The sequence below is a fragment of the Campylobacter fetus subsp. fetus genome, from assembly GCF_900475935.1.
In the GTDB taxonomy this organism is placed as follows: Bacteria; Campylobacterota; Campylobacteria; order Campylobacterales; family Campylobacteraceae; genus Campylobacter; species Campylobacter fetus.
On the sequence record NZ_LS483431.1, the window covers coordinates 1,399,840 to 1,422,309 of the forward strand.

Annotated in this window: 23 protein-coding genes; 8 read left to right on the top strand and 15 right to left on the bottom strand. The window is 34.4% G+C overall.

Annotated features, from left to right (window positions below):
• Positions 1 to 2 precede the first annotated feature (2 nt).
• The 3 genes from DQN38_RS06970 to gap all read right to left on the bottom strand — a co-directional run bounded on the left by DQN38_RS06970 (position 3) and on the right by gap (position 2,985).
• Positions 3 to 671, bottom strand: a complete 669-nt coding sequence (locus DQN38_RS06970; protein WP_111738229.1) for a triose-phosphate isomerase — start codon at positions 669 to 671, stop codon at positions 3 to 5.
• Between the two features lie 114 nt (positions 672 to 785).
• Positions 786 to 1,991 (bottom strand): phosphoglycerate kinase, encoded by a 1,206-nt coding sequence (locus DQN38_RS06975; RefSeq protein ID WP_011732202.1) that lies wholly within the window; start codon positions 1,989 to 1,991, stop codon positions 786 to 788.
• A gap of 1 nt (position 1,992) precedes the next feature.
• Positions 1,993 to 2,985: a type I glyceraldehyde-3-phosphate dehydrogenase gene (gene gap, locus DQN38_RS06980; protein ID WP_011732203.1), complete on the bottom strand. Its 993-nt coding sequence runs from the start codon at positions 2,983 to 2,985 to the stop codon at positions 1,993 to 1,995.
• A gap of 59 nt (positions 2,986 to 3,044) precedes the next feature.
• Between gap and nadD the strand changes: the two genes are divergently transcribed.
• Together nadD and rsfS are read left to right on the top strand one after the other, a co-directional pair.
• Positions 3,045 to 3,590, top strand: coding sequence for a nicotinate (nicotinamide) nucleotide adenylyltransferase (gene nadD / locus DQN38_RS06985; RefSeq protein ID WP_010399947.1), 546 nt, complete (start codon positions 3,045 to 3,047; stop codon positions 3,588 to 3,590).
• Positions 3,580 to 3,897: a ribosome silencing factor gene (gene rsfS / locus DQN38_RS06990; protein ID WP_002850309.1), complete on the top strand. Its 318-nt coding sequence runs from the start codon at positions 3,580 to 3,582 to the stop codon at positions 3,895 to 3,897. Before nadD ends, rsfS begins: the two co-directional genes overlap by 11 nt.
• A gap of 22 nt (positions 3,898 to 3,919) precedes the next feature.
• Here rsfS and DQN38_RS06995 read toward each other — a convergent pair whose 3' ends face one another.
• Entirely contained in the window at positions 3,920 to 4,948 is a 1,029-nt protein-coding gene (locus tag DQN38_RS06995) for a YeiH family protein (RefSeq protein WP_065843840.1), read from the bottom strand.
• Between the two features lie 99 nt (positions 4,949 to 5,047).
• On the opposite strand from DQN38_RS06995, the gene DQN38_RS07000 reads away from it, so the two are divergent.
• The gene (locus DQN38_RS07000) at positions 5,048 to 5,929 is read left to right on the top strand and encodes a LysR family transcriptional regulator (RefSeq protein WP_002850312.1); all 882 of its coding nucleotides are present in this window, start codon (positions 5,048 to 5,050) and stop codon (positions 5,927 to 5,929) included.
• Here the strand turns inward: DQN38_RS07000 and argS are convergent.
• From argS to fliR, 5 genes are all read right to left on the bottom strand, one after another.
• Positions 5,901 to 7,496: an arginine--tRNA ligase gene (gene argS, locus DQN38_RS07005; protein WP_065843839.1), complete on the bottom strand. Its 1,596-nt coding sequence runs from the start codon at positions 7,494 to 7,496 to the stop codon at positions 5,901 to 5,903. The genes DQN38_RS07000 and argS overlap by 29 nt on opposite strands.
• Positions 7,496 to 7,711, bottom strand: a complete 216-nt coding sequence (tatA, locus tag DQN38_RS07010) for a twin-arginine translocase TatA/TatE family subunit (protein WP_002850316.1) — start codon at positions 7,709 to 7,711, stop codon at positions 7,496 to 7,498. Before tatA ends, argS begins: the two co-directional genes overlap by 1 nt.
• A 43-nt stretch (positions 7,712 to 7,754) precedes the next feature.
• A complete protein-coding gene (gmk, locus tag DQN38_RS07015; protein ID WP_011732205.1) occupies positions 7,755 to 8,366 on the bottom strand; it encodes a guanylate kinase in 612 nt (203 codons plus the stop codon).
• Complete coding sequence (locus tag DQN38_RS07020) at positions 8,363 to 10,036, bottom strand: hypothetical protein (RefSeq protein WP_065843838.1); 1,674 nt, start codon at positions 10,034 to 10,036, stop codon at positions 8,363 to 8,365. Before DQN38_RS07020 ends, gmk begins: the two co-directional genes overlap by 4 nt.
• A 63-nt stretch (positions 10,037 to 10,099) precedes the next feature.
• Entirely contained in the window at positions 10,100 to 10,873 is a 774-nt protein-coding gene (fliR, locus tag DQN38_RS07025) for a flagellar biosynthetic protein FliR (RefSeq protein ID WP_038454022.1), read from the bottom strand.
• Between the two features lie 184 nt (positions 10,874 to 11,057).
• Between fliR and DQN38_RS07030 the strand changes: the two genes are divergently transcribed.
• Positions 11,058 to 13,124, top strand: coding sequence for a TonB-dependent receptor (locus DQN38_RS07030; protein WP_065843837.1), 2,067 nt, complete (start codon positions 11,058 to 11,060; stop codon positions 13,122 to 13,124).
• 36 nt (positions 13,125 to 13,160) lie between these two features.
• On the opposite strand, the gene DQN38_RS07035 is transcribed toward DQN38_RS07030, so the two are convergent.
• From DQN38_RS07035 to DQN38_RS07060, 6 genes are all read right to left on the bottom strand, one after another.
• Entirely contained in the window at positions 13,161 to 13,805 is a 645-nt protein-coding gene (locus tag DQN38_RS07035; RefSeq protein WP_065843836.1) for an ABC transporter ATP-binding protein, read from the bottom strand.
• A 2-nt stretch (positions 13,806 to 13,807) separates the two neighbouring features.
• On the bottom strand, positions 13,808 to 14,872 hold the full coding sequence (tsf, locus tag DQN38_RS07040; protein ID WP_011732208.1) for a translation elongation factor Ts: 1,065 nt from the start codon (positions 14,870 to 14,872) through the stop codon (positions 13,808 to 13,810).
• Positions 14,872 to 15,648 (bottom strand): 30S ribosomal protein S2, encoded by a 777-nt coding sequence (gene rpsB, locus DQN38_RS07045; RefSeq protein WP_111738230.1) that lies wholly within the window; start codon positions 15,646 to 15,648, stop codon positions 14,872 to 14,874. The genes tsf and rpsB overlap by 1 nt, the downstream gene beginning before the upstream one ends.
• 152 nt (positions 15,649 to 15,800) lie before the next feature.
• A complete protein-coding gene (locus tag DQN38_RS07050; RefSeq protein ID WP_002850405.1) occupies positions 15,801 to 16,022 on the bottom strand; it encodes a hypothetical protein in 222 nt (73 codons plus the stop codon).
• Positions 16,019 to 16,708, bottom strand: a complete 690-nt coding sequence (pgeF, locus tag DQN38_RS07055; protein ID WP_002850407.1) for a peptidoglycan editing factor PgeF — start codon at positions 16,706 to 16,708, stop codon at positions 16,019 to 16,021. The genes DQN38_RS07050 and pgeF overlap by 4 nt, the downstream gene beginning before the upstream one ends.
• Positions 16,692 to 17,315, bottom strand: coding sequence for a riboflavin synthase (locus DQN38_RS07060; RefSeq protein WP_065843835.1), 624 nt, complete (start codon positions 17,313 to 17,315; stop codon positions 16,692 to 16,694). The genes pgeF and DQN38_RS07060 overlap by 17 nt, the downstream gene beginning before the upstream one ends.
• A gap of 102 nt (positions 17,316 to 17,417) precedes the next feature.
• On the opposite strand from DQN38_RS07060, the gene mnmG reads away from it, so the two are divergent.
• From mnmG to DQN38_RS07080, 4 genes are all read left to right on the top strand, one after another.
• Positions 17,418 to 19,283: a tRNA uridine-5-carboxymethylaminomethyl(34) synthesis enzyme MnmG gene (gene mnmG / locus DQN38_RS07065; protein ID WP_065843834.1), complete on the top strand. Its 1,866-nt coding sequence runs from the start codon at positions 17,418 to 17,420 to the stop codon at positions 19,281 to 19,283.
• A 384-nt stretch (positions 19,284 to 19,667) separates the two neighbouring features.
• Positions 19,668 to 20,174 (top strand): ubiquinol-cytochrome c reductase iron-sulfur subunit, encoded by a 507-nt coding sequence (petA, locus tag DQN38_RS07070; RefSeq protein ID WP_002850414.1) that lies wholly within the window; start codon positions 19,668 to 19,670, stop codon positions 20,172 to 20,174.
• A 10-nt stretch (positions 20,175 to 20,184) separates the two neighbouring features.
• Entirely contained in the window at positions 20,185 to 21,432 is a 1,248-nt protein-coding gene (locus tag DQN38_RS07075) for a cytochrome b (RefSeq protein ID WP_002850415.1), read from the top strand.
• On the top strand, positions 21,429 to 22,454 hold the full coding sequence (locus DQN38_RS07080; protein WP_065843833.1) for a c-type cytochrome: 1,026 nt from the start codon (positions 21,429 to 21,431) through the stop codon (positions 22,452 to 22,454). Before DQN38_RS07075 ends, DQN38_RS07080 begins: the two co-directional genes overlap by 4 nt.
• Positions 22,455 to 22,470: the final 16 nt, after the last annotated feature.

Here is a 22,470-nt window from a genome sequence, read left to right on the forward strand (position 1 = left end):
ATTTAAGCTTTTATCAAATTTATAAAGTTTTTTACGTCCCAGCTTGCAGTTCCTACCAAAACTCCGTTGCAGTTTTTTATAGCTTTTATATCGCATATGTTTTTCTCATTTACGCTTCCACCATAAAGCAGCGGCGCAGTTGTTTTTGTAGATATAAAATCCAAAATATCTGTTATAACAACAGAATTAGCACTTTTTCCAGTGCCGATAGCCCAAATAGGCTCATAAGCTATAACTAAATTTTCGTATTCTAAGTCGATATTTTCAAGCTGCTCTGTTAAAAACTCTTTTGTACTCCCGTTCATATGAGTTATATCATCTTCGCCTATGCAGTAGATAACGTCCCATCCTTTTTGCTTCGCAAAATCAAATTTAGCCTTTAAAAACGGCTCGTCTTCGCCCAAAGTTCTTCTCTCAATATGTCCTATTAAAACAGTAGTGATACCAAACTCATCAAACATCGCTGCACCGATCTCTCCGGTAAATGAGCCGTTATCGCACGGATAGAAGTTCTGCGCGCCTTGAACAAATTTAAACTTAGCTTCTAAAAATGCACTTGAAGGCGGAAAAACTATCACATTTTCACCGCTCATCTTATTATCAAGCTCTTTTGCATACTCCAAAAAACCGCCTCTTGTGTGATTACATTTTAAATTTGCCGCGTATATCATTTATAACCCTTTAATGCTTACTTTTAAATTTAGTAAGAATAGATATATTATTATCATATATTATTAAACAATCCTTTATTTGTGTATGCAACTGCTTTGTGCTACGATAAAATCTCACGATTCAGCTTTGAGCAACACTTTAACGCCAGGAAGTTCTTTGCCTTCTATAAGCTCCAAACTAGCTCCTCCGCCAGTCGAGATAAACGTCATCTCATCAGCGTCTCCGGCGCGCTCTACAACATCGGCAGTATCGCCTCCGCCAACTACTGTAGTAGCAAAACTCTCTGCAATCGCGTGGCTCATTTTTATGCTACCTTTACTAAATTTATCCATCTCAAACACGCCCATAGGTCCATTCCACCATATAGTTTGAGCATCGCTCAAAACTTCGCGAAATAATCTAACGCTAGCAGGACCTATATCAAGCCCCATCCAGCCGGTTGGAATTTCTTGAGTAGAGACGTATTTTATAGCTGATTCGGCGCTAAATGTTTGAGCTGCGACCACATCTACCGGTAAGTAAATTTTAACGCCTAGCTCGCGTCCTTTTTTAAGGATATTTGTAGCTTCTTCTATAAGATCTTCTTCAAGGAGCGAATTTCCGATATTTTCACCGATTGCTTTTAAAAAAGTAAATGCCATACCACCTCCTATGATGAGTTTATCGACTCTAGGAAGTAAATTTGTAAGTGCTTGAAGCTTGCCACTGACCTTACTTCCTCCAACAACAGCTACAAAAGGTCTAATAGGTCTTTTTATCAAATTTCTGGCAAATTCTATCTCTTTAATCAGTAAAAATCCAGCCGCTCTATGCTCTTCATCATAAAATTTAGTTATAGCATGCACTGAAGAGTGCGCTCTATGACAAACTCCAAATGCGTCATTTACATAGTAATTTGCATACTCACTAAGCTCTTTTGCTAAAGCTACGTCGTCTTTTGTTTCACCTTTTTCAAAACGAATATTTTCTAGTAAAAGTACTTCACCTTGCTTTAAAGCTGCTACTTTTGTTTTTGCATCGTTTCCAACAACATCATTAGCAAATATTATCTCGCGATCAATAAGTCTGCTAAGTCTCTTTGCTACGGGAAGCAAAGAAAACTTCTCTTCATAACCGTTTTTAGGACGACCCAGATGGCTTGCAAGTATAACCGAGCAACCTTGATCTAAAATGTATCTGATAGTAGGAATAGCCGAGCGAATCCTTCTATCATCCGTGATATTATAAAACTCATCCATAGGAGTATTAAAATCGCATCTTACGAAAACCTTGCTGCCGCTTTTAAAATTTATATCTTTTATGGAAATTATTTCGCTCATATCATCTCTCGCTTATAAATTTAGCCATCTCTATAAGTCTTGAAGTATAACCCCACTCATTGTCATACCACGCCATGATTTTTATCATATCGCCGCAAATTACTTGAGTAAGATCCGCTGCAACTATACTTGAGTAGCTTGAAGAGTTAAAATCACTGCTAACTCTCTCATCAAAATCAACAGCCATAATGCCCTTTAAGCTTGTCTTACTAGCATTTATAAAAGCTTCGTTAAGCTCTTCTTTACTAACGCTTTTACCCAAAACCGCAGTAAGATCAACCATAGAAACATTTGGTACGGGAACTCTAACGCTTTGTCCGTGAAGTTTGCCATTTAAACTCGGCATAACAAGTTTCATAGCTTTTGCCGCGCCTGTGCTAGTAGGGATTATATTTTGCGCGGCTGCTCTGCTGCGACGAAAATCACGGCACTTTACATCTACCAAACTTTGACCGTTCGTATAAGCATGAATTGTAGTCATAAGACCTTTTTGGATACCGTATAAATCTTCCAAAACTCTAGTAACCGGACCCAAACAATTTGTCGTACAGCTAGCGTTTGATATTATTTTTTCACCTTTATAAGTATTTGAATTTACACCCAAAACAAAAGTAGGAGTATCGTCTTTTGCAGGTGCACTCATAACTACTTTTTTAGCACCTTGTTTTAAATAAGCTTCGCATTTTTCAGTGGTTAAAAACTTTCCGGTACATTCTAAAACTACATCTATACCGTTTAGATCAAGTTCTCCTATATCTCTAGTAGAATAAACTCTTATTTTTTTGCCTTCTACTTCGATATAATCATCGTTTATAACATTTACTTCTTTATCAAACTCACCATGAACGGTATCGTATTTTAGCAGATATCTAGTCATATTTCGCTCTGCCGTATCATTTATAATAGCAAGTTCATACTCAGAACTGTTCAAAATAATTCTTGCAGCACATCTACCGATTCTTCCAAAACCATTGATTGCAATTTTAAGTGCCATTTTATTCCTTTTTTGGGTATAATTAGACTTAATTTTACTAAAAAAAAGGTTAAAAAAAATTGAATATTGCAATTTTTGGCGGAAGTTTTGACCCGCCGCATAATGCTCATGACGCCATAGTAAAAGCTGCTCTTTTAAATTTGAAAATAGATAAATTAATAATCATACCAACATATCTAAATCCATTCAAAACAGAATTCGGCGCAGACCCTAAAAAACGCCTTGTTTGGTGTGAAGCCCTTTGGCAAAATTTAGATAAAGTTGAAATAAGTAAATTTGAGATAGAGCAAAACAGAGCCGTGCCTAGTTTAGAGAGTGTGTTGCATTTTAAGAAAATTTATAATCCGGATATTGTCTATCTCATTATCGGTGCAGATCAACTTATAAATTTAGAAAAATGGTATAAATTCAAAGTACTAAAAAAGCTAGTGAATTTCGTAGTAGCTTCAAGAGACGATATCGAAATTCCTTCAAATTTGCAAAAACTAAATATAAATGTTAAAATCTCATCAACAAAAGTTAGAAATGAGCTTGACTTCTGCCAGGTTCCTAAAGCCGTACTTGAAGATGTTATTAAATTTTACAAGGAAAAAAATGCAAGATAGAATAGAAAAAATTACAAGATTACTTGATGAAAAAAAAGCGGAAAATATTGAAATTATAGATATGCAAAACAAAGATTATCTAGCTAAATTCGTCATCATAGCCACAACTCTTACGGGACGCCATGCTTACGCGCTTTTAGACGATTTAAAAACGGAGTTAAAACCTATCGGAGAAGAGTTTTTAGGTGTTGAGAGCAGCGATGATTGGACCGTGATAGATCTAGGAGATATCATGATACATCTTATGAGTGAAACTTATAGAACTAAATACAACATTGAAGAGTTTTTAAAAGAGTTAAAAAAATAGAAATTTGGGTAAAATACCCAAATCATCCAAAGAATTTCGATAAAATATATCCTATAAATATAAGCCAAATAAATAATACGGAAGCAAGAATAAACGGAAGTTTGCCACTATTTTTAAGCGCATTTTTCGTGATAGTAAGACCAAGAGCACCCATAGCAGCACACAACATAAATGTATCGGCTGTATTTATATAAACAGAGGCAAACTCTCTAGGAAAAAACGGAAGCGAACCGACTACTAAAGCTACTAAAAACCAGACTGCAAAATATGGAAAAGAGCTTTTTAAACTACTTTTTCTTTTATCTCCTATGAAAAATGCACTAAAAATAGACAAAAATATAAGAAAAGGAACCAACATCAAAACCCTTAACATCTTCACTATAACAGCGTTATCAGATGCCAAACTTCCTATAGCATTTCCAGCTGCTACTGCGTGTGCTACTTCATGCAAGCTAACTCCGCTCATAAATCCGGCTTGCACTTCGCTAAATCCGCTAAAACCAAAACCATAAATTAAAGGATATAAAAACATTCCCAAACTACCAAATACAACAACAGTGCAAACAGCTACTCCAACACGGTTTGCACCGCCTTTTGCTATACTTTCGGTAGCTAAAACAGCTGCTGCTCCGCATATACTTGATCCAGAGCTAATGAGAACTGCTGATTTTTTATCTAATCCGAGCTTTATGCCGACAAAATAACCTATCAAAAATGTACTAAAAACCACAATCGCAGCCGAAACGATTCCTCCGATACCGATGCTAAGTGCATCATTAAGAGTTATTCTAAATCCATACAAAATAACCCCGAGACGCAAAATCTGCTTTGTACAAATAGACAAAACTCCGCTTTTTCTCACAAGAGTAACAAGTGAATGAGCCATATTCCCAAAAAATGTACCCAAAACTACAGCTATAATAAGCGCAGATATACCAAATTTAGTAAAAAAACTTGTACTAGCTAAAATATAAGCAAAACTACTAAGCAAACAGATAAATATCCACGCTTGAATACGTCTTTTTTGATAAATTTTTTTATGATGTGTCATATATCTTCCTTTTTTATCGCAATTATACCTAAATACCTTTTGATATAAAAAATATATTTTTTATGTTATAATGATATATTTCTTATATAAGGATATCTCATGACTATAAAACAAATAGAGCATTTTCTGAAGCTTTATGAGCTAAATAATGTTAGTCTTGCCGCAAAGGAATTTGATATATCTCAATCTGCTCTTTCAAACTCGTTAAAAGAGCTTGAAAACTCGTTAAATGGAAATTTATTTGATAGAATAGGAAAAAATCTTATAATAAATCAAAAAGGAAAGGCTTTTTATGAACAAATTTTACCCGTATATTTAAATTTAAAAAATATAGAAATCAAAATGCGTTATAACGGACTTTTAAATTTAAACCTATTATCTAGTCAAAATATCGGAAACTATCTTTTGCCAACTGTTTTGAATGATCTTTTAGGCAAATTTAATATGACTCTTAGCATAAAAAATACGGCTAAAATAGTAGATAATATACTAAATCACAAATGCGATCTTGGTTTTATAGAGAGCAATATTCACAATAAAAATATATCTAAATTAAAGATTTGCGAAGATGAATTAATAGTAGTTTGCGCAGATAAAAACTATCAAAATAAAGAGTGCTATATAGATGAAATATCAGATAAAAAATGGATTTTAAGAGAAGACGGGTCGGGCACTAGACAGACATTTTTAACAAAAATTCCAAACGGAGTCAATATAAATATAGCCTTAGAGCTTAACTCCACTGAATCTATCAAAAAATGTTTAGAAAAAAGTGAGTTTTTTAGCGTTTTGCCGAGATTTTGCATCCCAAAAACGCTATATCAGATAAAAATCAAAAATATCAAATTCACAAGAGATTTAAGCATTATTTTTCACACAAAAAAACAAGAAGATTCTGAGTTTATAGGCATAGCAACCGCTCTTCAAAGTAAGCTAGCTGCTATATATAAACTCAATGTTCCATCTTATCTTTTGCTTTAATACCGATCAAATTTAAAGCTACTTTGATGCTAAGAGCGACCACGCTAAATAGCTTTAAAAGTTCATCTTCGTTTTTACTTCCTACTACTCTGTTTTCATTATAAAACTTATGAAAACTAGCACTTAAAGATTTTAGGTATTCAGGTATTTTATGAAGCGATCTTGAAGTAACGGCGTCTTCTAGTACTTCAGGCAAAATAAGTGCTTCAAAAAGTAAATTTTTACCACTCTCATCTAAATTTGAGAGATCGGCACCTACCACGTCATTTGGAAGCTTACTTGCTTTTGCGAATACTTGATTTACTCTTGCATGAGCGTAATTTATGTAAAATATAGGATTTGAGCTATCTTCTTTTTTGAGTTCGTCTATATCAAACTCAAGGCTACTTGTATTTGCTTTTGAGATAAATATGAATCTAAGAGCGTCGCTTCCTATCTCGCTTAATATATTGCTCATAAGTACACTAGTTCCAGCTCGTTTGCTCATCTTAAACGGTTTGCCTTCTTTTAACAAACTCACCATCTGCATTAAAATTACTTCAAGTCTACTCTCGTCATATCCAAGAAAATTTATAGCTGCTTTAATGCGAGCTATGTATCCGTGGTGATCAGCACCCCAAATATTAATATAATGTTTATATCCTTTTTTAAATTTAGCATCATGATAAACTATATCTCCAGCTAAATAAGTAGGTCTGCCGTCACTTCTTATAACAACTCTATCGCTATCATCTCCAAGCATAGTTGAAGCTATATAAGTAGTTTGGTCTTTTTCATACATCTGTCCGCTTGAGGCAAGCTTTTTTATCGTTCCTTCAAGCTCATCATAAAGTGATTTTTCACTAGCCCAACTCTCTATAAAAATGCCAACGTCTTGCAGATCTTTTTTGATAATCTTCAAAACTTCATCTTTACCGAATTCCGCAAGTTCGAGATTTCTACTCTCGTCATAAAAGATATCTTTTCCAAATTTACCAAGAGCAAGCTTAGCAATATCTTCGATATATTCACCTCTGTAGTATTTATCTGGATACTGTACATTTTCATTGAACAAGGCTTCGCGCGCAAAAAGACTTATAGAAATCCCAAGCAAATCTATCTGATTTCCTGCGTCATTTATATAGTACTCAGTAAAAACATCAAGTCCAATGTGCCTTGCTACTCTAGCTAACGTATCGCCGTACACTGCTCCTCTTACGTGTCCGATATGAAGAGGTCCGGTCGGATTTGCGCTGATATATTCGATAAAAATATCTTTTTGACTCTGGGGTTTTTTGCTTCCAAAACTCTCTGCAAGACTCAAAGCGTTATTTGCAAGAGAATTTAAAAACTCACCTTTTAATTTAAAATTTAAATATCCGTTTATACTAAAAACGTCAAAAAGTTCATGATTTTCAAATTTAAGTGCAAGCTGGGAAGCTATAATTGCGGGTGATTTTTTGAACTCTTTAGCAAGAGAAAATGCGAAAGGAGTTGCGTAATGAGCAAGATTTTTATCCTTTGGCTTCTCAAGGATAAAATCACGCCCCAAAACTCTATAAATTTCGCTCTTAACACTGTTTTTCATCAAACGTTCTTTGTTGTTTCGTTTTGTTTTGTACTTTGGGTTTCGCTATCTGCTTTCTCTATTTTTTCTACCGGAGTTTCATCCTCCATCTCTTTTTTAAATGTTTTAATACCTTTTCCAACGCCTTTTGCAAGCTCTGGTATCTTTTTAGCGCCAAATAATAACACTATAATGGCAAGAACTATCAGCCAATGTCCCATACTAAAACTACCCATATTATCTCCTTAATTTTAAATATTTTAACACAAATTTATAAATTTAGCAAACGTTCCAGCTGTCTATCACGGCGTTTATATCATAATTTTTTGTTTTTACGCTCATAGTTTCAAAGATAGATTTTAAACTAGAATATGACCTATCAAGATCATCATTGATAATCAGATAATCATACTCGTTTATGTGTCCCATCTCGGTTGCAGCATTAAATAGTCTATTTTCTATAGCATCTTTTAAATCAGCATCTCTGATCTCAAGACGTCTTTTTAGCTCATTTCTATCTTTTGTAGTTACAAAAACCGATGTTATGATCTCGCGATACTTTTTCATAGCCAAATGAAATCCTTGAACATCGATATCAAAAATTACTATTTTTCCATCTTTTAAAGCTTTTTCAACCGGTTCAAGGCTAGTTCCATAGTAATTTTTATGCACATAAGCCCATTCTAAAAATTTAGCTGTTTCTATACCGGTTTTAAACTCATCTTCACTTATATAATGATAATTCACTCCATCTTTTTCGCCATCTCTTATAGATCTTGTGGTGCTTGAGATCGAGAAATATATATTATCAAAATCTCGCATAAGCTTACTTAGCAGCGTACTTTTGCCACTTCCACTAGGTCCGCTTATTATCAAAATTTGTCCGCTCACGCCTTTTCCTCAAAACTTATATTTATCTTTATATTCATATCTTTTAATGCATCTTTTATAGTACTTGAGTTTAAAGACTCCGTTATCTGTTCACTGATTTTCTTAGCTAATTCACTTTTTAGCTCACTATCATCAATAATTTTAGATACCGGCGCTTCTTTAACATCATCTGAACTTCGGCTTATTTCTTCATTTAATGCCGTTTTGATATCTTTTTCGCTTATCTCATCTATATTTGTAGCTTCATGACTGTTAATGCTAACTGATTCTTGGCTTAAATCTTCATCATGCACAGCGTCATTTTGTAAAGATGCTTCATCTACTATAGTATTCTCATTTATATCTTCAAGTTCATCATTATCAGACTCGTTAACCGATATTTCATTTTCCAAAACATTCACTTCATCACTATGACTTGTAATTTCATCTAAACTATTAATTGAATTTTCATCTACTTTATCGGTTTCAACGCTGTTTTGTATTGCGTCCATATTTTTATCTGAATTTTCAGTCTCAATAATATCGTCTGTAAATTCCTCTAAATCGCCATCTGAATTTTCACTTTGATTTTCTATTTCAGTAATGTTTTGCATTTCGTCTAAGTTATCGGCTACGTCTACATTATCGATCTCTTTTAGAGCTTCGTCTATGCTTGTTATGTCACTTGGTTGCTCATCTAAATTCATATATTCATCTTCATTTTCCGCTTTATCTATATCATCTATAGGCATATTATCGATCTCTTCTATCATACTACTAAGCTCATCGAGCTCATCGCTTTTTATCTCAGTAAATTCTTCTTTTTCATCATTATCTAAATTCGCATTCTCACTAACGTCATCTTCTAAATTTGATTCATTATTCATCTCGTCTATAACGTCATTTTTAAAATTCAAATCATCATCAAAGCTAGATATATTATCTATATTTTGCGTATCTCCGGTCTCTTTTATAGCATCTTTTAATTCATCTTGAGTGATCTCTTTAATGCTATCTTCTACTTCGTAATCTTCGCTAGATGGCATGATTTCATCGTCTTGTGCGCTATTTTTTTGTTCGTTATCTGCGTCTTGTTCATTGGTTTGAAAAGCTAAATCATCGACAAATTCATTAGTATCAATTTCTTCGTCTATTGGCTGTTCGTCTAAATTTTTATGATCGTCTGTATGATCAAGATTATCAAGTAATTCACTATCCAAATTATTTGCGTCAAGCAATTCATCATTTAAATGTTTACTAAAATCTATATCATCTATATCTCTTAGCTCTCCAAATTCATTTCCAAGTTTTACATTATCTTCATCATTTATATCTTTTTTATGATTATTTAAATTTGAATCATCTGTTTTATCGCCCATATAAGGCAGAGGTTTTTTTAATATATTTTCTACAACATCAATAAAGTCAGTTGGCAAAAACGGTTTCTCAAGTACATTTTTTCCTGATATATTTTCATAATTTCTAGGGACTAGATATAAAATATCTTTTGCATATAAAGAGTAGTTACTATTTTCATCAAAAAGAGCGCTATCGCAAATAAGTAGATCATAATCCACGCCATTAATACTATCGGTATCTGCAACCTCTATAAACTCATAACCGAGTTTTGCAAGGCTTACATTTACTAGGCGCGACACTGCTGGATTATCATTAAGTAAAACAACTTTCATTATAGCTCCTTATGGAATCTTTTTTCAATATTTTACGCTATTTTTCATTATTAATAGCTTTATTTAAAAAAATAAACCAGGCAAATCATTTAAAACTTGCATCATAAGCGATGTAAATAACTTAACCATAGCTGAAATAATAGCCATAATAACTACAAAAGCAATTGCGATTTTGATAGGAAAACCGACTACAAGAAGATTGAACTGAGGCATAGTTTTCATAAGCATTCCAAAAATAAGATCGGCTAACAATGATAAAGCTAATATAGGAAACGATATGATAAATCCAAATAAAAATAAATTTATCACGCCTTTTGCAGTGTATTTCACTATATTTTCGTCGGGATAAAAGCCGCCTAAAGGGATAAATTGTAGTGAATAAGCTATAAATTGTAGCACTATATGGTGACCATCAAAAAGTAAAAATGCTAATAATACGATAAAATTTAGCATATTTGAGATGAGAGGCATATTAACTCCGCTTTGCGGATCGATCACGCTTGCCATAGAAAATCCCATAATCATAGAAATTTGTCCTCCAGCTAGCTGTAAAGCACCAAATACAAGCATTAAAAGCACTCCGGCACACATACCAAACATCAACTCCGAAAATGTTTCTAAAATCAGATATTCTACACTCAAATTTTCAAGACCGACCGGCGCATGAGCAAGAGGAAATAAAAATATAGCAAACATAAACGAAAGAGCCGCTTTTATAATGACAGGAATTTGCATATGGTTAAAAAACGGGAAAAAAACCATAAGCGCACCTGTTCTTACAAGAAGCAAAAAAAATGTAACTACGTTATTTTGACCTAGATAATTTACAAATTCCATATCCAAACTTTTTGATTTTATGATTGATATTTTACTTAAATTGGTCTAAATTTAATATTATTTTTAAAGATAATTACATTCTTGTCCAGTTAATATAGTTTAATAATATAAATTATTTTAATAATAATTTTATATATTTCTGATACAATATTATATTTTGAAATTCATAATCAGGATATAAATAATGAAAAAATTCGTATTTTTTAGTATTTTAGCGGTGGTGGTTATATTTGCAAATGATGAATACAATGCAACATTGCCACCCACTAAGATAGAAAGTAAGTCAGACGTCGATACTCTAAAAGGTTACGTAGGCTACGATAGAGCTCAAGGAAGCAGAACAGACTTGTTATTAAAAGAGACGCCTCAAACTATAGATATATTAGATATCAGTAGAAATAAAAGTTATGGACAAAACGACCTTAGCTCGATCCTTGAAGGGACTGCAGGGATAGACACGACTTATGATATGAGAGCAGACAACATTTTTGTCAGAGGCTTCAACGCAGATGCCGGAGATATCTATAGAGACGGTGTTAGAGATAGCGGACAAGTTAGAAGAAGTACGGCAAATATCGAGAGGATAGAGATATTAAAAGGACCCAATTCCGTATTATATGGAAGAGGTGCGGGCGGTGGAGTCATAAATATGGTAAGCAAAGTGGCAAATTTTAACTCTAAAAGCTTGGCCACCGTAGGTTATGGATCATACGATAATAGATACTTTGGACTAGACATGAATCATGTATTCAATGAAAATTTTGCAGCCAGAGTGGTTGGAGATCTAAGAGATAGCAACTCTTATAGAGATTATATAGAAGAAAAAAGTAAAATGATATCGCCTAGTATTATCTATTATAAAGATAATTTTAGCCACCTTTTGGAATATACTTATGATTACGCAAAAAGAGTTCCAGACAGAGGACCGACCAAAGACGTGTATGAACAAATGGGTATAGACTACAAAAAAACTTTTGCTAGGCAAGGGGACATTGTAGAAGATAGACTGCAAATGTATAGATCAAAACTGAATTATGATTTTAGCGACAAAATGTATATTGAATGGGTTTTGGCTTACAGAAAAGCTAATCAAAGCTTTGATCACTATTTTGGTGGTAAATACGACCCAAAAACTAAACTTTTATCTCAAAGTTATGCTTGGCAAAATACAGATAATAGCACGTTTTTAAATTCAATTAGCGCAAATTTCGACTTTGACACATTTGAAAAAAGAAATAAACTACTTTTAGGCTATGATTTCCAAATAGAAAAAAGAGAGCCGCTAATTGGTATAAAAAGAAATCAAAATATAGATCCATTTAGTCCGCGAATAAGTTGGGGCAGGATAAATACTCCAGCAGCAAGCATTAGCAACAAGCATAAAGCCACGAATCACGGAGTATTTGTGCAAGAGTTATTTTATATCACAGATAGTTTAAAATTTGCTTTAGGAGGTAGGCTAGACGAGTATAAATTTAGTTCAAAAGATATCAAGAATAAAAGCAATGAGTATAAAGGAGACAATTTCAGCTATAATTATGGATTAGTTTATGATATAAATTCTCAGCACACAGCTTACGCCGCGTATAATAAAAGTTTTTCTCCATATGGAGGCAATGGTTATGTTGGTATATCTACCACAACTGATCCAAAAGGATTTAATACAAAACCTGAAAACTCACAGCAATATGAAGTAGGTATAAAAAGCGACTGGTTAAATAACTCTATAAGTACAACTCTATCAACTTATGTGCTAGAGCATTACAACATAAGATATAGACCAGATCCGATAAATGATCCGTTCACATACGCAATTAGAGGTAAAGAACAGTCTAAAGGCGTGGAATTTAGTGCGATCGGTAAAATATCAGACAATGTTTATATAAGAAGCTCGGTTGGTTTTATGAAAGCTAGAGTAAAAAAAGATAAACAAAATCCTTTAAACGAAGGTCGTCACCTAAGTGGAACAGGGAATTTTAATACAAATGTATTTATAAGATACATACCTATCAAAGATCTATATGCGGAGATTGGCGCAGTACATTCGTCTAAAAAATTTTATTATAGCAGCGATGGAAAAGAGATAAATTTAGATGGTTTTACTAGATATGATGCTCTAGTCGGCTATAACTATAAAAATCTAAATTTAAGCTTCGCCGTGCAGAATTTATTTGATAAAAAATACTGGAGAAGTTCGGCAATGCCCGGTACACCTAGAAATTTTATGGCAAATATATCTTATAAATTTTAGTTATTTTACCGATATATATGATATTTGATAAGTATTTCAATGTGAACAAACCCTATTTAATTTAAAGTCTTGCAGCAAAAAAATATCATCACATCTGCTTGCAAGGCTTTCATCATGAGTTACTAACACCAAAGCCGCATTTTCATTTTTAACATAATCAAATATAACATTCATAACTTCGTTTGCCGTATTTTTATCCAAATTTCCAGTTGGCTCGTCTGCAAATATGATACGCGGTTTTTTGCTCATAACTCTTGCTATGCTAACTCGTTGCTGCTGTCCGCCGCTAAGTTCGCCGATTTTTTGGTTTATCACGTGGTCTATTTTTAATTTTTCTAAAAGCTCGGTGTCGATTTTATGTCCACTTAAGATATTTGCAAGTTCGATATTTTCATAAGCGTTAAAACCTTTAAAAAGATAATGTGCTTGAAAAATTATCCCAAAATCAAGCCTTCTAATTTTTAAAAGTTCACTTTCATTTATATTATAAATCGATTTTTCATTATATATAACTTCACCGCCAACAGGCTTTAAAAGTGTGGAAAGAATGTGCAAGATAGTAGATTTCCCGCTACCGCTCACGCCGGTTATGGCTGTCGTGGTAGAAGGAAAAATTTCTAAATTTAAATCATTAAAAAGCGGATAATCAAATTTATGAGATAAATTTACCGCTTTTAGCATTATTAAGCCATTTGAGCTGCTACTTCAGCTGCAAAATCTTCACTTTTTTTCTCTAAACCTTCACCTACTTCAAAGCGAACATAGCTTACGATTTCTACTTTTCCGCCTACTTTTTTAGCCTCATCCGCAATGGCTTGCTCTACTGTTTTTTTATCATCCATTACGTAAAACTGTCCTAAAAGAGTAAGGCGTTGATCAAGTTGAGTATTATCTGCTATATATCTATCGATTTGTCCGGGTAAAATTTTATCCCAGATAGCCTCAGGTTTGCCTTGTTTTTTAAGCTCCGCTTTTAAATTCTCAGTTGCTTTTGCTATGATATCATCTGTTAATTGAGCGCGACTGGCAAACTCAGGAATTTTGTGAAGCGGTTTTTTAAGACGAACCAACTCTTCATTCTCTTTTTCAAGCTCGCCTTTAAGTGCTAGATACTCTTTTTCTACAAAATCGGCATCAAACTCCTTGTAGCTTATAACTTGAGGTTTCATAGCAGCTGCGTGCATACAAAGATTTCTTAAAAAATCATGAATTTTCGCTGCTGTTTCTTCACTGTCGCAAGCTGCGCCTATTAAAACACCAACACGACTATTTGAATGGATATATCCAGCTACGATGCCACCTTTTGCTGCTTTTATAGTTTCAAATCTTCTTACAACCAAATTCTCGCCGATAGTTGCGATTTGGCTTTGAAAATACTCTTCAAATTTAACACCATTAATAGAACTCTCTTTTAGCTCTTCAACCGTATTTATAGAGTTTGTTTGAACATGAATGGTAGTGTTTTTAACTAAATCAACAAAAGTCGCATTTTTAGCTACGAAATCCGTTTCTGAGTTGATCTCAGTTATAGTTGCAGTTTTATTATTCTCACTTACGACTACGCTGACAAGTCCTTCGCTCGCTAAACGATCAGCTTTTTTAGCCGCTTTGCCAAGACCTTTTTCCCTTAATATATCAACTGCTTTTTGCATATCTCCGTTTGATTCTTGAAGCGCTTTTTTGCAGTCCATCATACCGGCTCCGGTACTTTCACGAAGCTCTTTTACCATACTTGCACTTATTTCCATTATTGCTCCTCAAAGTCAGCTTCGCTCATAGCCTCAGCTACTACTTCGTCTTTTTCCTCTTGACTTACTGGCTCTACTTGCTCTGCTTCGTCTTGGTCTCTCAAAGCTTTTCCTTCGTTTATAGCCTCAGCCATCTCTTGACAAAATAGCTGAACGCTTCTTATAGCATCGTCATTTCCCGGAATTGGAAAATCAACTATATCAGGATCGCAGTTAGTATCTATAGGAGCAACGACCGGCATTCTTAATTTATTTGCTTCAGCAACTGCAATTTTCTCTTTTACGGTATCTATAACAAAAACCATATCAGGCAGGCTTTTCATATTTCTAATACCGCCTAAAGTTGCTAAAAGCTTCTCTTTTTTGCGTCTTAGCATCAAAGCTTCTTTTTTAGTAAGTAAATTTATAGAGCCGTCTTCTTCCATGGCTTCTATAACTTCTAATTTTCTTATTGATTGTTTAATTGTTCCAAAATTTGTCATCATACCGCCAAGCCATCTGTGATTTACATATGGCATTCCGCATTTTTCGGCGTATTCTTTTATAGCAACGCCCACTTGCTTCTTAGTTCCTACGAATAATACGGTTTTACCCTCAGCTGCAGCGTCTCTAACAATGTTATATGTATATCTAAAGTATCTTATAGTCTTTTGAAGGTCAATTATATAAATACCTTTTCTCTCACCAAAAATGAACTTTTTCATCTTTGGATTCCAGCGTCTTGTTTGGTGGCCAAAATGCACACCACACTCTAATAAATCTCTCATAGTAACCATGAGTTTCTCCTTAAAAAATATTTAGTTTCTTCCTCTGTGCTCCTTAGTGGCGTTTTTACCACAACTAAAAAAGGATTAGCACATGTGAAATGAAGTTCGTATTTTATCTAAATCAAGCTTATTATTTCATAAAAATTAGTTTAAATTTAGAGCTACTTGCTTAGCTGAGAATTATCTCTTATCTCTTCTAAAGCAGTAAAAATTTCAGCTATTTTTTCTAAATTTGACTCATCTATAATAATCTCTCTTGGAGCAAATAAAATCTCTAAAATCCGCATATTTGAGGTAAAATCCACACTGAATTTTTTCGCGTTTAAAGATATATTGTATAACTCTAGATCTTCTTGTTTAAACTCTTTGTACGCACTTATCATGATAATCCATCCTTAAGCATTATAAATCCACAAAATCTACCGGTTACGCCGTCTTTTCTATATGAAAAAAATCTCTCGTCGCAATGGGTGCAAATCCCGCTAAACTCATAATCTCTCACGCCCAAACTATCAAGTTCGTATTTTAATGCTGCATTCATATCAAATTTAGTTTTATTTTTAAATTTGTTAAACTCTCCCAAATCCAAATCCCCTATATCGTAACAATTTCCGCTTATATTTGCACCGATTATCACTTTTAAATTTAGTGATTCCGAACCCATTTTTTTGATAGTTTTTGAAACTATGTGTGAGACTACTCCGGCTCTACCTGCGTGGATAGCAGCTATCTTTTTTGTGAATTTATCATAAACAAGAACAGGCGAACAATCAGCCGTAATAGTGCATAATGCCACATTTTTCAGCTTAGTAATAATAGCATCACAAGGAGAAATTTCATCATCAATGCTAGATATCTCACAAACTATATCAGAGTGAATTTGATCCATAAAAATAAGCTTTTTCGCACCGATTTTTTGTTTTAAAATTTCTCTGTTTTCAAACACGTTTTTTATATCATCGCCTACATGAGTAGCCAAATTCAAACTTTCATAAATGCCGCTTGAAACACCACCATCTTTGGTGCTAAATCCGGCTAAAACATCATTACCATCAATACAAACTAGCATAAAAATCCGCCTCTTGCCACGATAAATCGCCACTGTTTTTTTTATCTTTCATAGATAAAATTCTATCTGCATAACGAGCCAAAAGATCGGTTTCTACATTTACTTTACGACCGACTTTAAACTCGCCAAAAAGACTATCTTTCAAGCTTAATGGAATAATCGTAAGCCTTATACTATCTTTAAAAACTTCATTTATCGTAAGACTCACGCCATCAACTGCTATACTGCCTTTGTTTGAAACAAGATGCATAACGTTTGAGGGAAGTTTTATGTAGAAATTCGTTCCGCTTTGCAATGTTTCAATTTTTATTATCTCTCCAACGGCATCAATGTGACCTTGCATAAGATGTCCATCAACCCTATGAGATAGTTTCATAGCAGGCTCTATATGTACTTTTCCTCTATAGTTTTGCAGTGCCAAATGCTCTTTACTTTCGCTACTAAGCTCTACGCTAAATCCGGTTTCGCTCACGCTAGTCACACTCAAACAAGCTCCGTTTACGGCAATGCTATCTCCTAAATTTGGCTTATAGTTCGCTTTAAGAGTTAATGTTTTTCCATCAAATTTAATAACCTCAGCTATCTCCCTGATCAATCCATTAAACATAATTTATCCTAAATTTAATGTAGCAATTATACGAAATTTATACTTTTTTTACTCTAAATTTGATACAATCCCTGACTCCAACAAATAACAAGGTTTGAAATTATGAATTATGATGTAATAGTTGTAGGCGGCGGACACGCTGGTATAGAAGCTTCTTTAGCAGCTGCAAAAATGGGTGCTAAAACTCTGCTTATAACCATACTAGCCGAGCAAATCGGAGCTGCTAGCTGCAACCCTGCAATAGGAGGTCTTGCAAAAGGTCATTTAGTAAAAGAGATAGACGCGCTCGGCGGTCAAATGGGGCTTACTACAGATGCTTGCGGAATTCAGTTTCGTCTTTTAAATGAGAGCAAAGGTCCGGCCGTGCGCGGAAGCAGAGCGCAAATCGATATGGATAGATATAGAGTTTATATGAGAAATCTTTTGTTAAATACTCCAAATTTAGAGGTTACTCAAGAGATCGCAACAGAGATTTTAACAAAAGATAATAACATAATCGGCGTAAAAACCCACCTTGATAATAACTACGGCACAAAAAAACTCATTATAACAACAGGAACTTTCTTAAACGGACTTATCCATGTTGGATTCAATAAACTTGAAGCCGGACGCGTCGGAGAACTAAGCAGCAAATCTCTTTCCGCGTCTCTAAAAAGTTTAAATTTAGAAATGGGCAGGCTAAAAACCGGAACTTGTCCTAGAGTTTTAGCAAAAAGTATTGATTTTAGCGTACTTGAAAGACAAGATGGAGATCAAGATCCAACTCCATTTAGTTTTCGTACAAAAGAATTTAATAAAACCCAACTACCTTGCTACATCGCCTATACGAACGAGAAAACTCATGAAATAATACGTTCGAATTTTGATAGAGCACCGCTATTTACAGGTCAGATTGAAGGTATAGGTCCAAGATATTGTCCAAGTATCGAAGATAAAATAAATAGATTTGGAGATAGGGAGCGCCATCATCTTTTTATCGAACCTCAAACACGAGAAGCTACAGAATACTATATAAATGGTTTTTCAACTAGTTTACCATATGATGCTCAAGTCGAAATGCTTCGCTCAGTAAAAGGTTTTCAAAATGCCAAAATAGTCCGTCACGGATATGCTATAGAGTATGATTATGTCTCTCCGACAGAGCTCAAACATACTCTTGAAACAAAAAAAATAAACGGTCTTTATCTAGCCGGTCAGATAAACGGAACTACCGGATACGAAGAAGCGGCCGCTCAAGGACTTATGGCAGGTATAAATGCGGCTTTAAATTTAAAAACGAGAGAGCCGCTGATCTTGCGACGAGATGAGAGTTATATCGGCGTTCTTATAGATGATCTAGTTACAAAAGGCACAAAAGAGCCTTATAGAATGTTTACTAGTCGCGCCGAGTATCGTTTGCTTTTAAGAGAAGATAACGCAAACTTAAGACTTAGCAAATATGGCTACAACGTAGGATTGCTACCAAAAGAGGCTTTCGAAGAGATGCTTAAGTTAAAATCGAATTTAGAAAAAGGAATGGAGATCTTATTAACAAAAGATATGAGTCCAAACAAGGAAAATTTAGAGTTTCTAGCTAGCATAGATGAGGATATTATAAATGAAAAAGTTCCGCTTCAAAAGATAGCCGCTAGAAAATCTTTTACAATAGAAAAATTACGCAAATTAAACGAGTTTTTCTTAAATTTAGATGACAAATCGCTAAATCAGATATTAACAGAGGCAAAATACTATCATTATATAGCTCAACAACAAATAGAAGTTGAAAAAATGAAAGGACTTTTGGATATTAAAATTCCTAAGAGTCTTGAGTTCAAAAGCATAAGTGGACTAAGCAACGAAGTCGTAGAAAAACTAAATAAATTTGCTCCGCCGACACTTGCGGCGGCTTCGAACATCAGCGGTATAACTCCGGCCGCCATAGATATTTTGCATATTGCCATAAAATATCATTGTCAAAAAACAAAGTAAATTAGTATGATTTCTATATCCTAGATTATAGGAGTTATGGTATGCAAAAATCTTTTTTGACCTAGATTAAACAAATTCACTCTATTGGCTATTTTTAGATTATGAACATCTTGTACCGCATTTTTTGATAAAAAAGACAAAACTTCACAATAATACAAAAAATATTGAATAATAAATTTATACCCATAAAAGAGTGAATTAATACGGTTAAATAAATTTTTAATTTTAAAATGATAAAATTACAAGTTGTCAAGTGGTTTTCGCTTCTTTATTTAGCAAACTATTATGCTAAATAAAAAACTTAAATTTAAGCTCTCCACTTACTCATCAAATATTTTTAAATTTGATTAAAAAATATATATCAATCAAATTGAAAGGAAAGAAATGTCTGTAGACAAGCAAGAAAGACGGGATTTCATCGGCATGGCATTTGGTGCCGTTGCTGCAGTAGGCGGTGTCTTTGCTCTTGTTGGTATGAAAAAGACTTGGGATCCGCTTCCTAGCGTAAAAGCAGCTGGATTTACGATTGTAGATTTAAGCCCTATGCAAGCCGGAGAGTTCCGTCAAGTCGAGTGGCGTAAAAAACCGATTTTCATCATCAAAAAAGATGCACAGATGAAAGCAAACCCGGCTAGAGATGTAGTTATCGGGGAAGATAAATATATGTTGGCTATAGGGCTTTGCACACACCTTGGCTGTATTCCTAGCTGGAGCGCGAGCGATAAGATATTTAAATGTGCGTGCCACGGTGGAGAGTTTGACTCAAGCGGAGTTAATACTTTTGGACCGCCACCTCGTCCATTAGATATCCCGCCATTTAAAATAGACGGCACAAAACTTGTTTTAGGCGAAGAAGGTCCTGAATACAAGAAACTTGTCGGCATAGCGTAAGGGGGATAAAATGGCACATATTACAAAAGCTACAAGCGTTCGCGATTGGTTTGATCAAAGAATCGCAATTACGAAATTATGGAATGTTCTTGCTGGTCAGTATTGGATTCCGAAAAATATAAATTTTCTTTGGGCTATGGGTGTTATACTCACGGTACTATTTACTATATTATTTATAACCGGACTTCTGCTAGTTATGTACTATAAACCAGATGCAAATTTAGCATTTGATAGCGTAAATTATACTATCATGAAAGAAGTTGAGTATGGTTGGCTATGGCGTCATATGCACGCAGTAGCGGCTTCGGTTATATTTTTAATTCTTTATATCCACGCATTTGTTGGAATTTATTACGGTTCTTATAAAAAAGGGCGTGAGATGATATGGATAAGCGGAATGTTGCTTTTCCTTATATTCTCAGCTGAAGCATTTAGCGGATATATGCTTCCTTGGGGTCAAATGAGTTACTGGGCTGCGCAAGTTATCACTCAGCTATTTGGCGGTATTCCGATCATTGGAGACGCTGTTGTAGAATGGATAAGAGGCGATTACGCGGTTAGCGATCCTACGCTTACTAGATTTTTTATGCTGCACGTATGTTTGCTTCCTATAGTCATCATAATGGTTATAGCTATCCACTTTTATACTTTAAGAATACCTCACGTAAATAACTTAGAAGGCGAAGAGATAGATTTTGAACTTGAAGCAGAAAAATATCTAAATGGAAATAAAAAAGAATCAAAAGTTATAGCATTTTGGCCAGATTTTTTAAGTAAAGATTTTATGTATATATCATTTTTTATGATATTCTTTTTCTACTTAGTAAGCTTCCACTTCGGCTTTGCTATGGATCCTATAAATTTCGATCCGGCAAACGCTGCAAAAACTCCACCTCATATATATCCTGAGTGGTATTTCTTATGGCAATATGAAATTTTACGTGGGTTTTTCTTTGATATTGGACCTTTAAAAGCTGCTGATATAGGATTGCTTGCATTTTCATTTGCTGGTATTTCACTATTTTTTATGCCTCTTTATGATAGAAGCGATGTTGTTGCTCCAGCACATAAAAGAAAAGGCTTTTTTATATGGTTTTGGCTGCTAATAATCGACCTAATAATCCTAACAGTATACGGAAAACTTCCTCCAACGGGATTTAATGCTTGGATAGGATTTTTCTCTTCTATAGCATATTTACTATTGCTTTTAGTAGTACTTCCTATTGTTACTATTATGGAAAGAAAGGGGAATAAATGAAAGAGTTAAAGGCGTTTATTGTAGTAGTTATAGTCACTGGCGTAATCTACTGGGGAGTTGAGCCTTATGCACATTCAGTTATGAACCCGCATGTAGAACCTGCAAATTTCGATTTTGCTGCTGAAGATATAGGATTAGCAAAAGTTGATGTTGCTAAAGCTGAGGCTGCACTAGAAACTGCAAAATCAAGAAATAATCCAGAAGCCATAGAATCAGCGCAAAAAGTACTAGACTCTGCTAAAGCAAATTTAGAAAAATACAGCAACTTCTGGGCGGATATAAACTCTATTGATCTAGCAAAAGGCAGTGCTAAAACAGGAGAAGAACTAATCGCTGCTGCCGGGTGTAATGCATGTCACGGGATAAAATCCGCAAATATGCCGGCTCCTATGGATGACAAAACAGCTAGTGAAAGTTTTGGAGTAGCGCCTCCAGATCTTAGCGATATAGGATATCTATATGATGGAAAATTCCTAGCCGCACTTATAAAAGATCCGGTATTAGCACTGAAACTAAGCCATAAATTTAGCGATGAGCAACCATTTCTTATGACTCCGTTTATGGGTGCTGGCGGCGATCTGAATCAAGAAATAGCCGACCTTGTGGCTTACTTTAAAAGTATAGCTCCAAAAGAGATGAGCGATAGAGACGTATTTGTAAATGCTTGTGCAAGATGTCATGATATGAAATATACAAACATATTTGCAAATGGCAATAAACAGAGCATACAAACATATTTAGGTACAACCCCTCCTGATCTTTCTATGTATATAAGATCAAGAAGCGTGGATTATCTAAATAACTTTATTAATGACACTCAAAAGATGTTGCCTGGTACTTCAATGCCTCGTGTAGGACTAAATAAAGAAGCTCAACAGCAAGTTATGGCATATATGAACGAAGCTGGAGATAGCAAAAAAGCAGAACGCGAAAGTACAGGTATATATATAATGATATATTTCTTGATACTAGGTGGATTTGCTCTACTTTGGAAAAAGAAAATTTGGTCTAAACTCCATTAAGAATTTTGCCCCTAAA

What these genes read in the sequence shown, in the direction of transcription:
- DQN38_RS06970 (WP_111738229.1), bottom strand. Translation starts at nt 671, where the DNA reads ATGATATACGCGGCAAATTTAAAATGTAATCACACAAGAGGCGGTTTT.
- DQN38_RS06975 (WP_011732202.1), bottom strand. Translation starts at nt 1,991, where the DNA reads ATGAGCGAAATAATTTCCATAAAAGATATAAATTTTAAAAGCGGCAGC.
- gap (WP_011732203.1), bottom strand. Translation starts at nt 2,985, where the DNA reads ATGGCACTTAAAATTGCAATCAATGGTTTTGGAAGAATCGGTAGATGT.
- rsfS (WP_002850309.1), top strand. Translation starts at nt 3,580, where the DNA reads ATGCAAGATAGAATAGAAAAAATTACAAGATTACTTGATGAAAAAAAA.
- DQN38_RS06995 (WP_065843840.1), bottom strand. Translation starts at nt 4,948, where the DNA reads ATGACACATCATAAAAAAATTTATCAAAAAAGACGTATTCAAGCGTGG.
- DQN38_RS07000 (WP_002850312.1), top strand. Translation starts at nt 5,048, where the DNA reads ATGACTATAAAACAAATAGAGCATTTTCTGAAGCTTTATGAGCTAAAT.
- argS (WP_065843839.1), bottom strand. Translation starts at nt 7,496, where the DNA reads ATGAAAAACAGTGTTAAGAGCGAAATTTATAGAGTTTTGGGGCGTGAT.
- tatA (WP_002850316.1), bottom strand. Translation starts at nt 7,711, where the DNA reads ATGGGTAGTTTTAGTATGGGACATTGGCTGATAGTTCTTGCCATTATA.
- DQN38_RS07020 (WP_065843838.1), bottom strand. Translation starts at nt 10,036, where the DNA reads ATGAAAGTTGTTTTACTTAATGATAATCCAGCAGTGTCGCGCCTAGTA.
- fliR (WP_038454022.1), bottom strand. Translation starts at nt 10,873, where the DNA reads ATGGAATTTGTAAATTATCTAGGTCAAAATAACGTAGTTACATTTTTT.
- DQN38_RS07030 (WP_065843837.1), top strand. Translation starts at nt 11,058, where the DNA reads ATGAAAAAATTCGTATTTTTTAGTATTTTAGCGGTGGTGGTTATATTT.
- DQN38_RS07035 (WP_065843836.1), bottom strand. Translation starts at nt 13,805, where the DNA reads ATGCTAAAAGCGGTAAATTTATCTCATAAATTTGATTATCCGCTTTTT.
- tsf (WP_011732208.1), bottom strand. Translation starts at nt 14,872, where the DNA reads ATGGAAATAAGTGCAAGTATGGTAAAAGAGCTTCGTGAAAGTACCGGA.
- rpsB (WP_111738230.1), bottom strand. Translation starts at nt 15,648, where the DNA reads ATGGTTACTATGAGAGATTTATTAGAGTGTGGTGTGCATTTTGGCCAC.
- DQN38_RS07050 (WP_002850405.1), bottom strand. Translation starts at nt 16,022, where the DNA reads ATGATAAGTGCGTACAAAGAGTTTAAACAAGAAGATCTAGAGTTATAC.
- pgeF (WP_002850407.1), bottom strand. Translation starts at nt 16,708, where the DNA reads ATGCTAGTTTGTATTGATGGTAATGATGTTTTAGCCGGATTTAGCACC.
- DQN38_RS07060 (WP_065843835.1), bottom strand. Translation starts at nt 17,315, where the DNA reads ATGTTTAATGGATTGATCAGGGAGATAGCTGAGGTTATTAAATTTGAT.
- mnmG (WP_065843834.1), top strand. Translation starts at nt 17,418, where the DNA reads ATGAATTATGATGTAATAGTTGTAGGCGGCGGACACGCTGGTATAGAA.
- petA (WP_002850414.1), top strand. Translation starts at nt 19,668, where the DNA reads ATGTCTGTAGACAAGCAAGAAAGACGGGATTTCATCGGCATGGCATTT.
- DQN38_RS07075 (WP_002850415.1), top strand. Translation starts at nt 20,185, where the DNA reads ATGGCACATATTACAAAAGCTACAAGCGTTCGCGATTGGTTTGATCAA.
- DQN38_RS07080 (WP_065843833.1), top strand. Translation starts at nt 21,429, where the DNA reads ATGAAAGAGTTAAAGGCGTTTATTGTAGTAGTTATAGTCACTGGCGTA.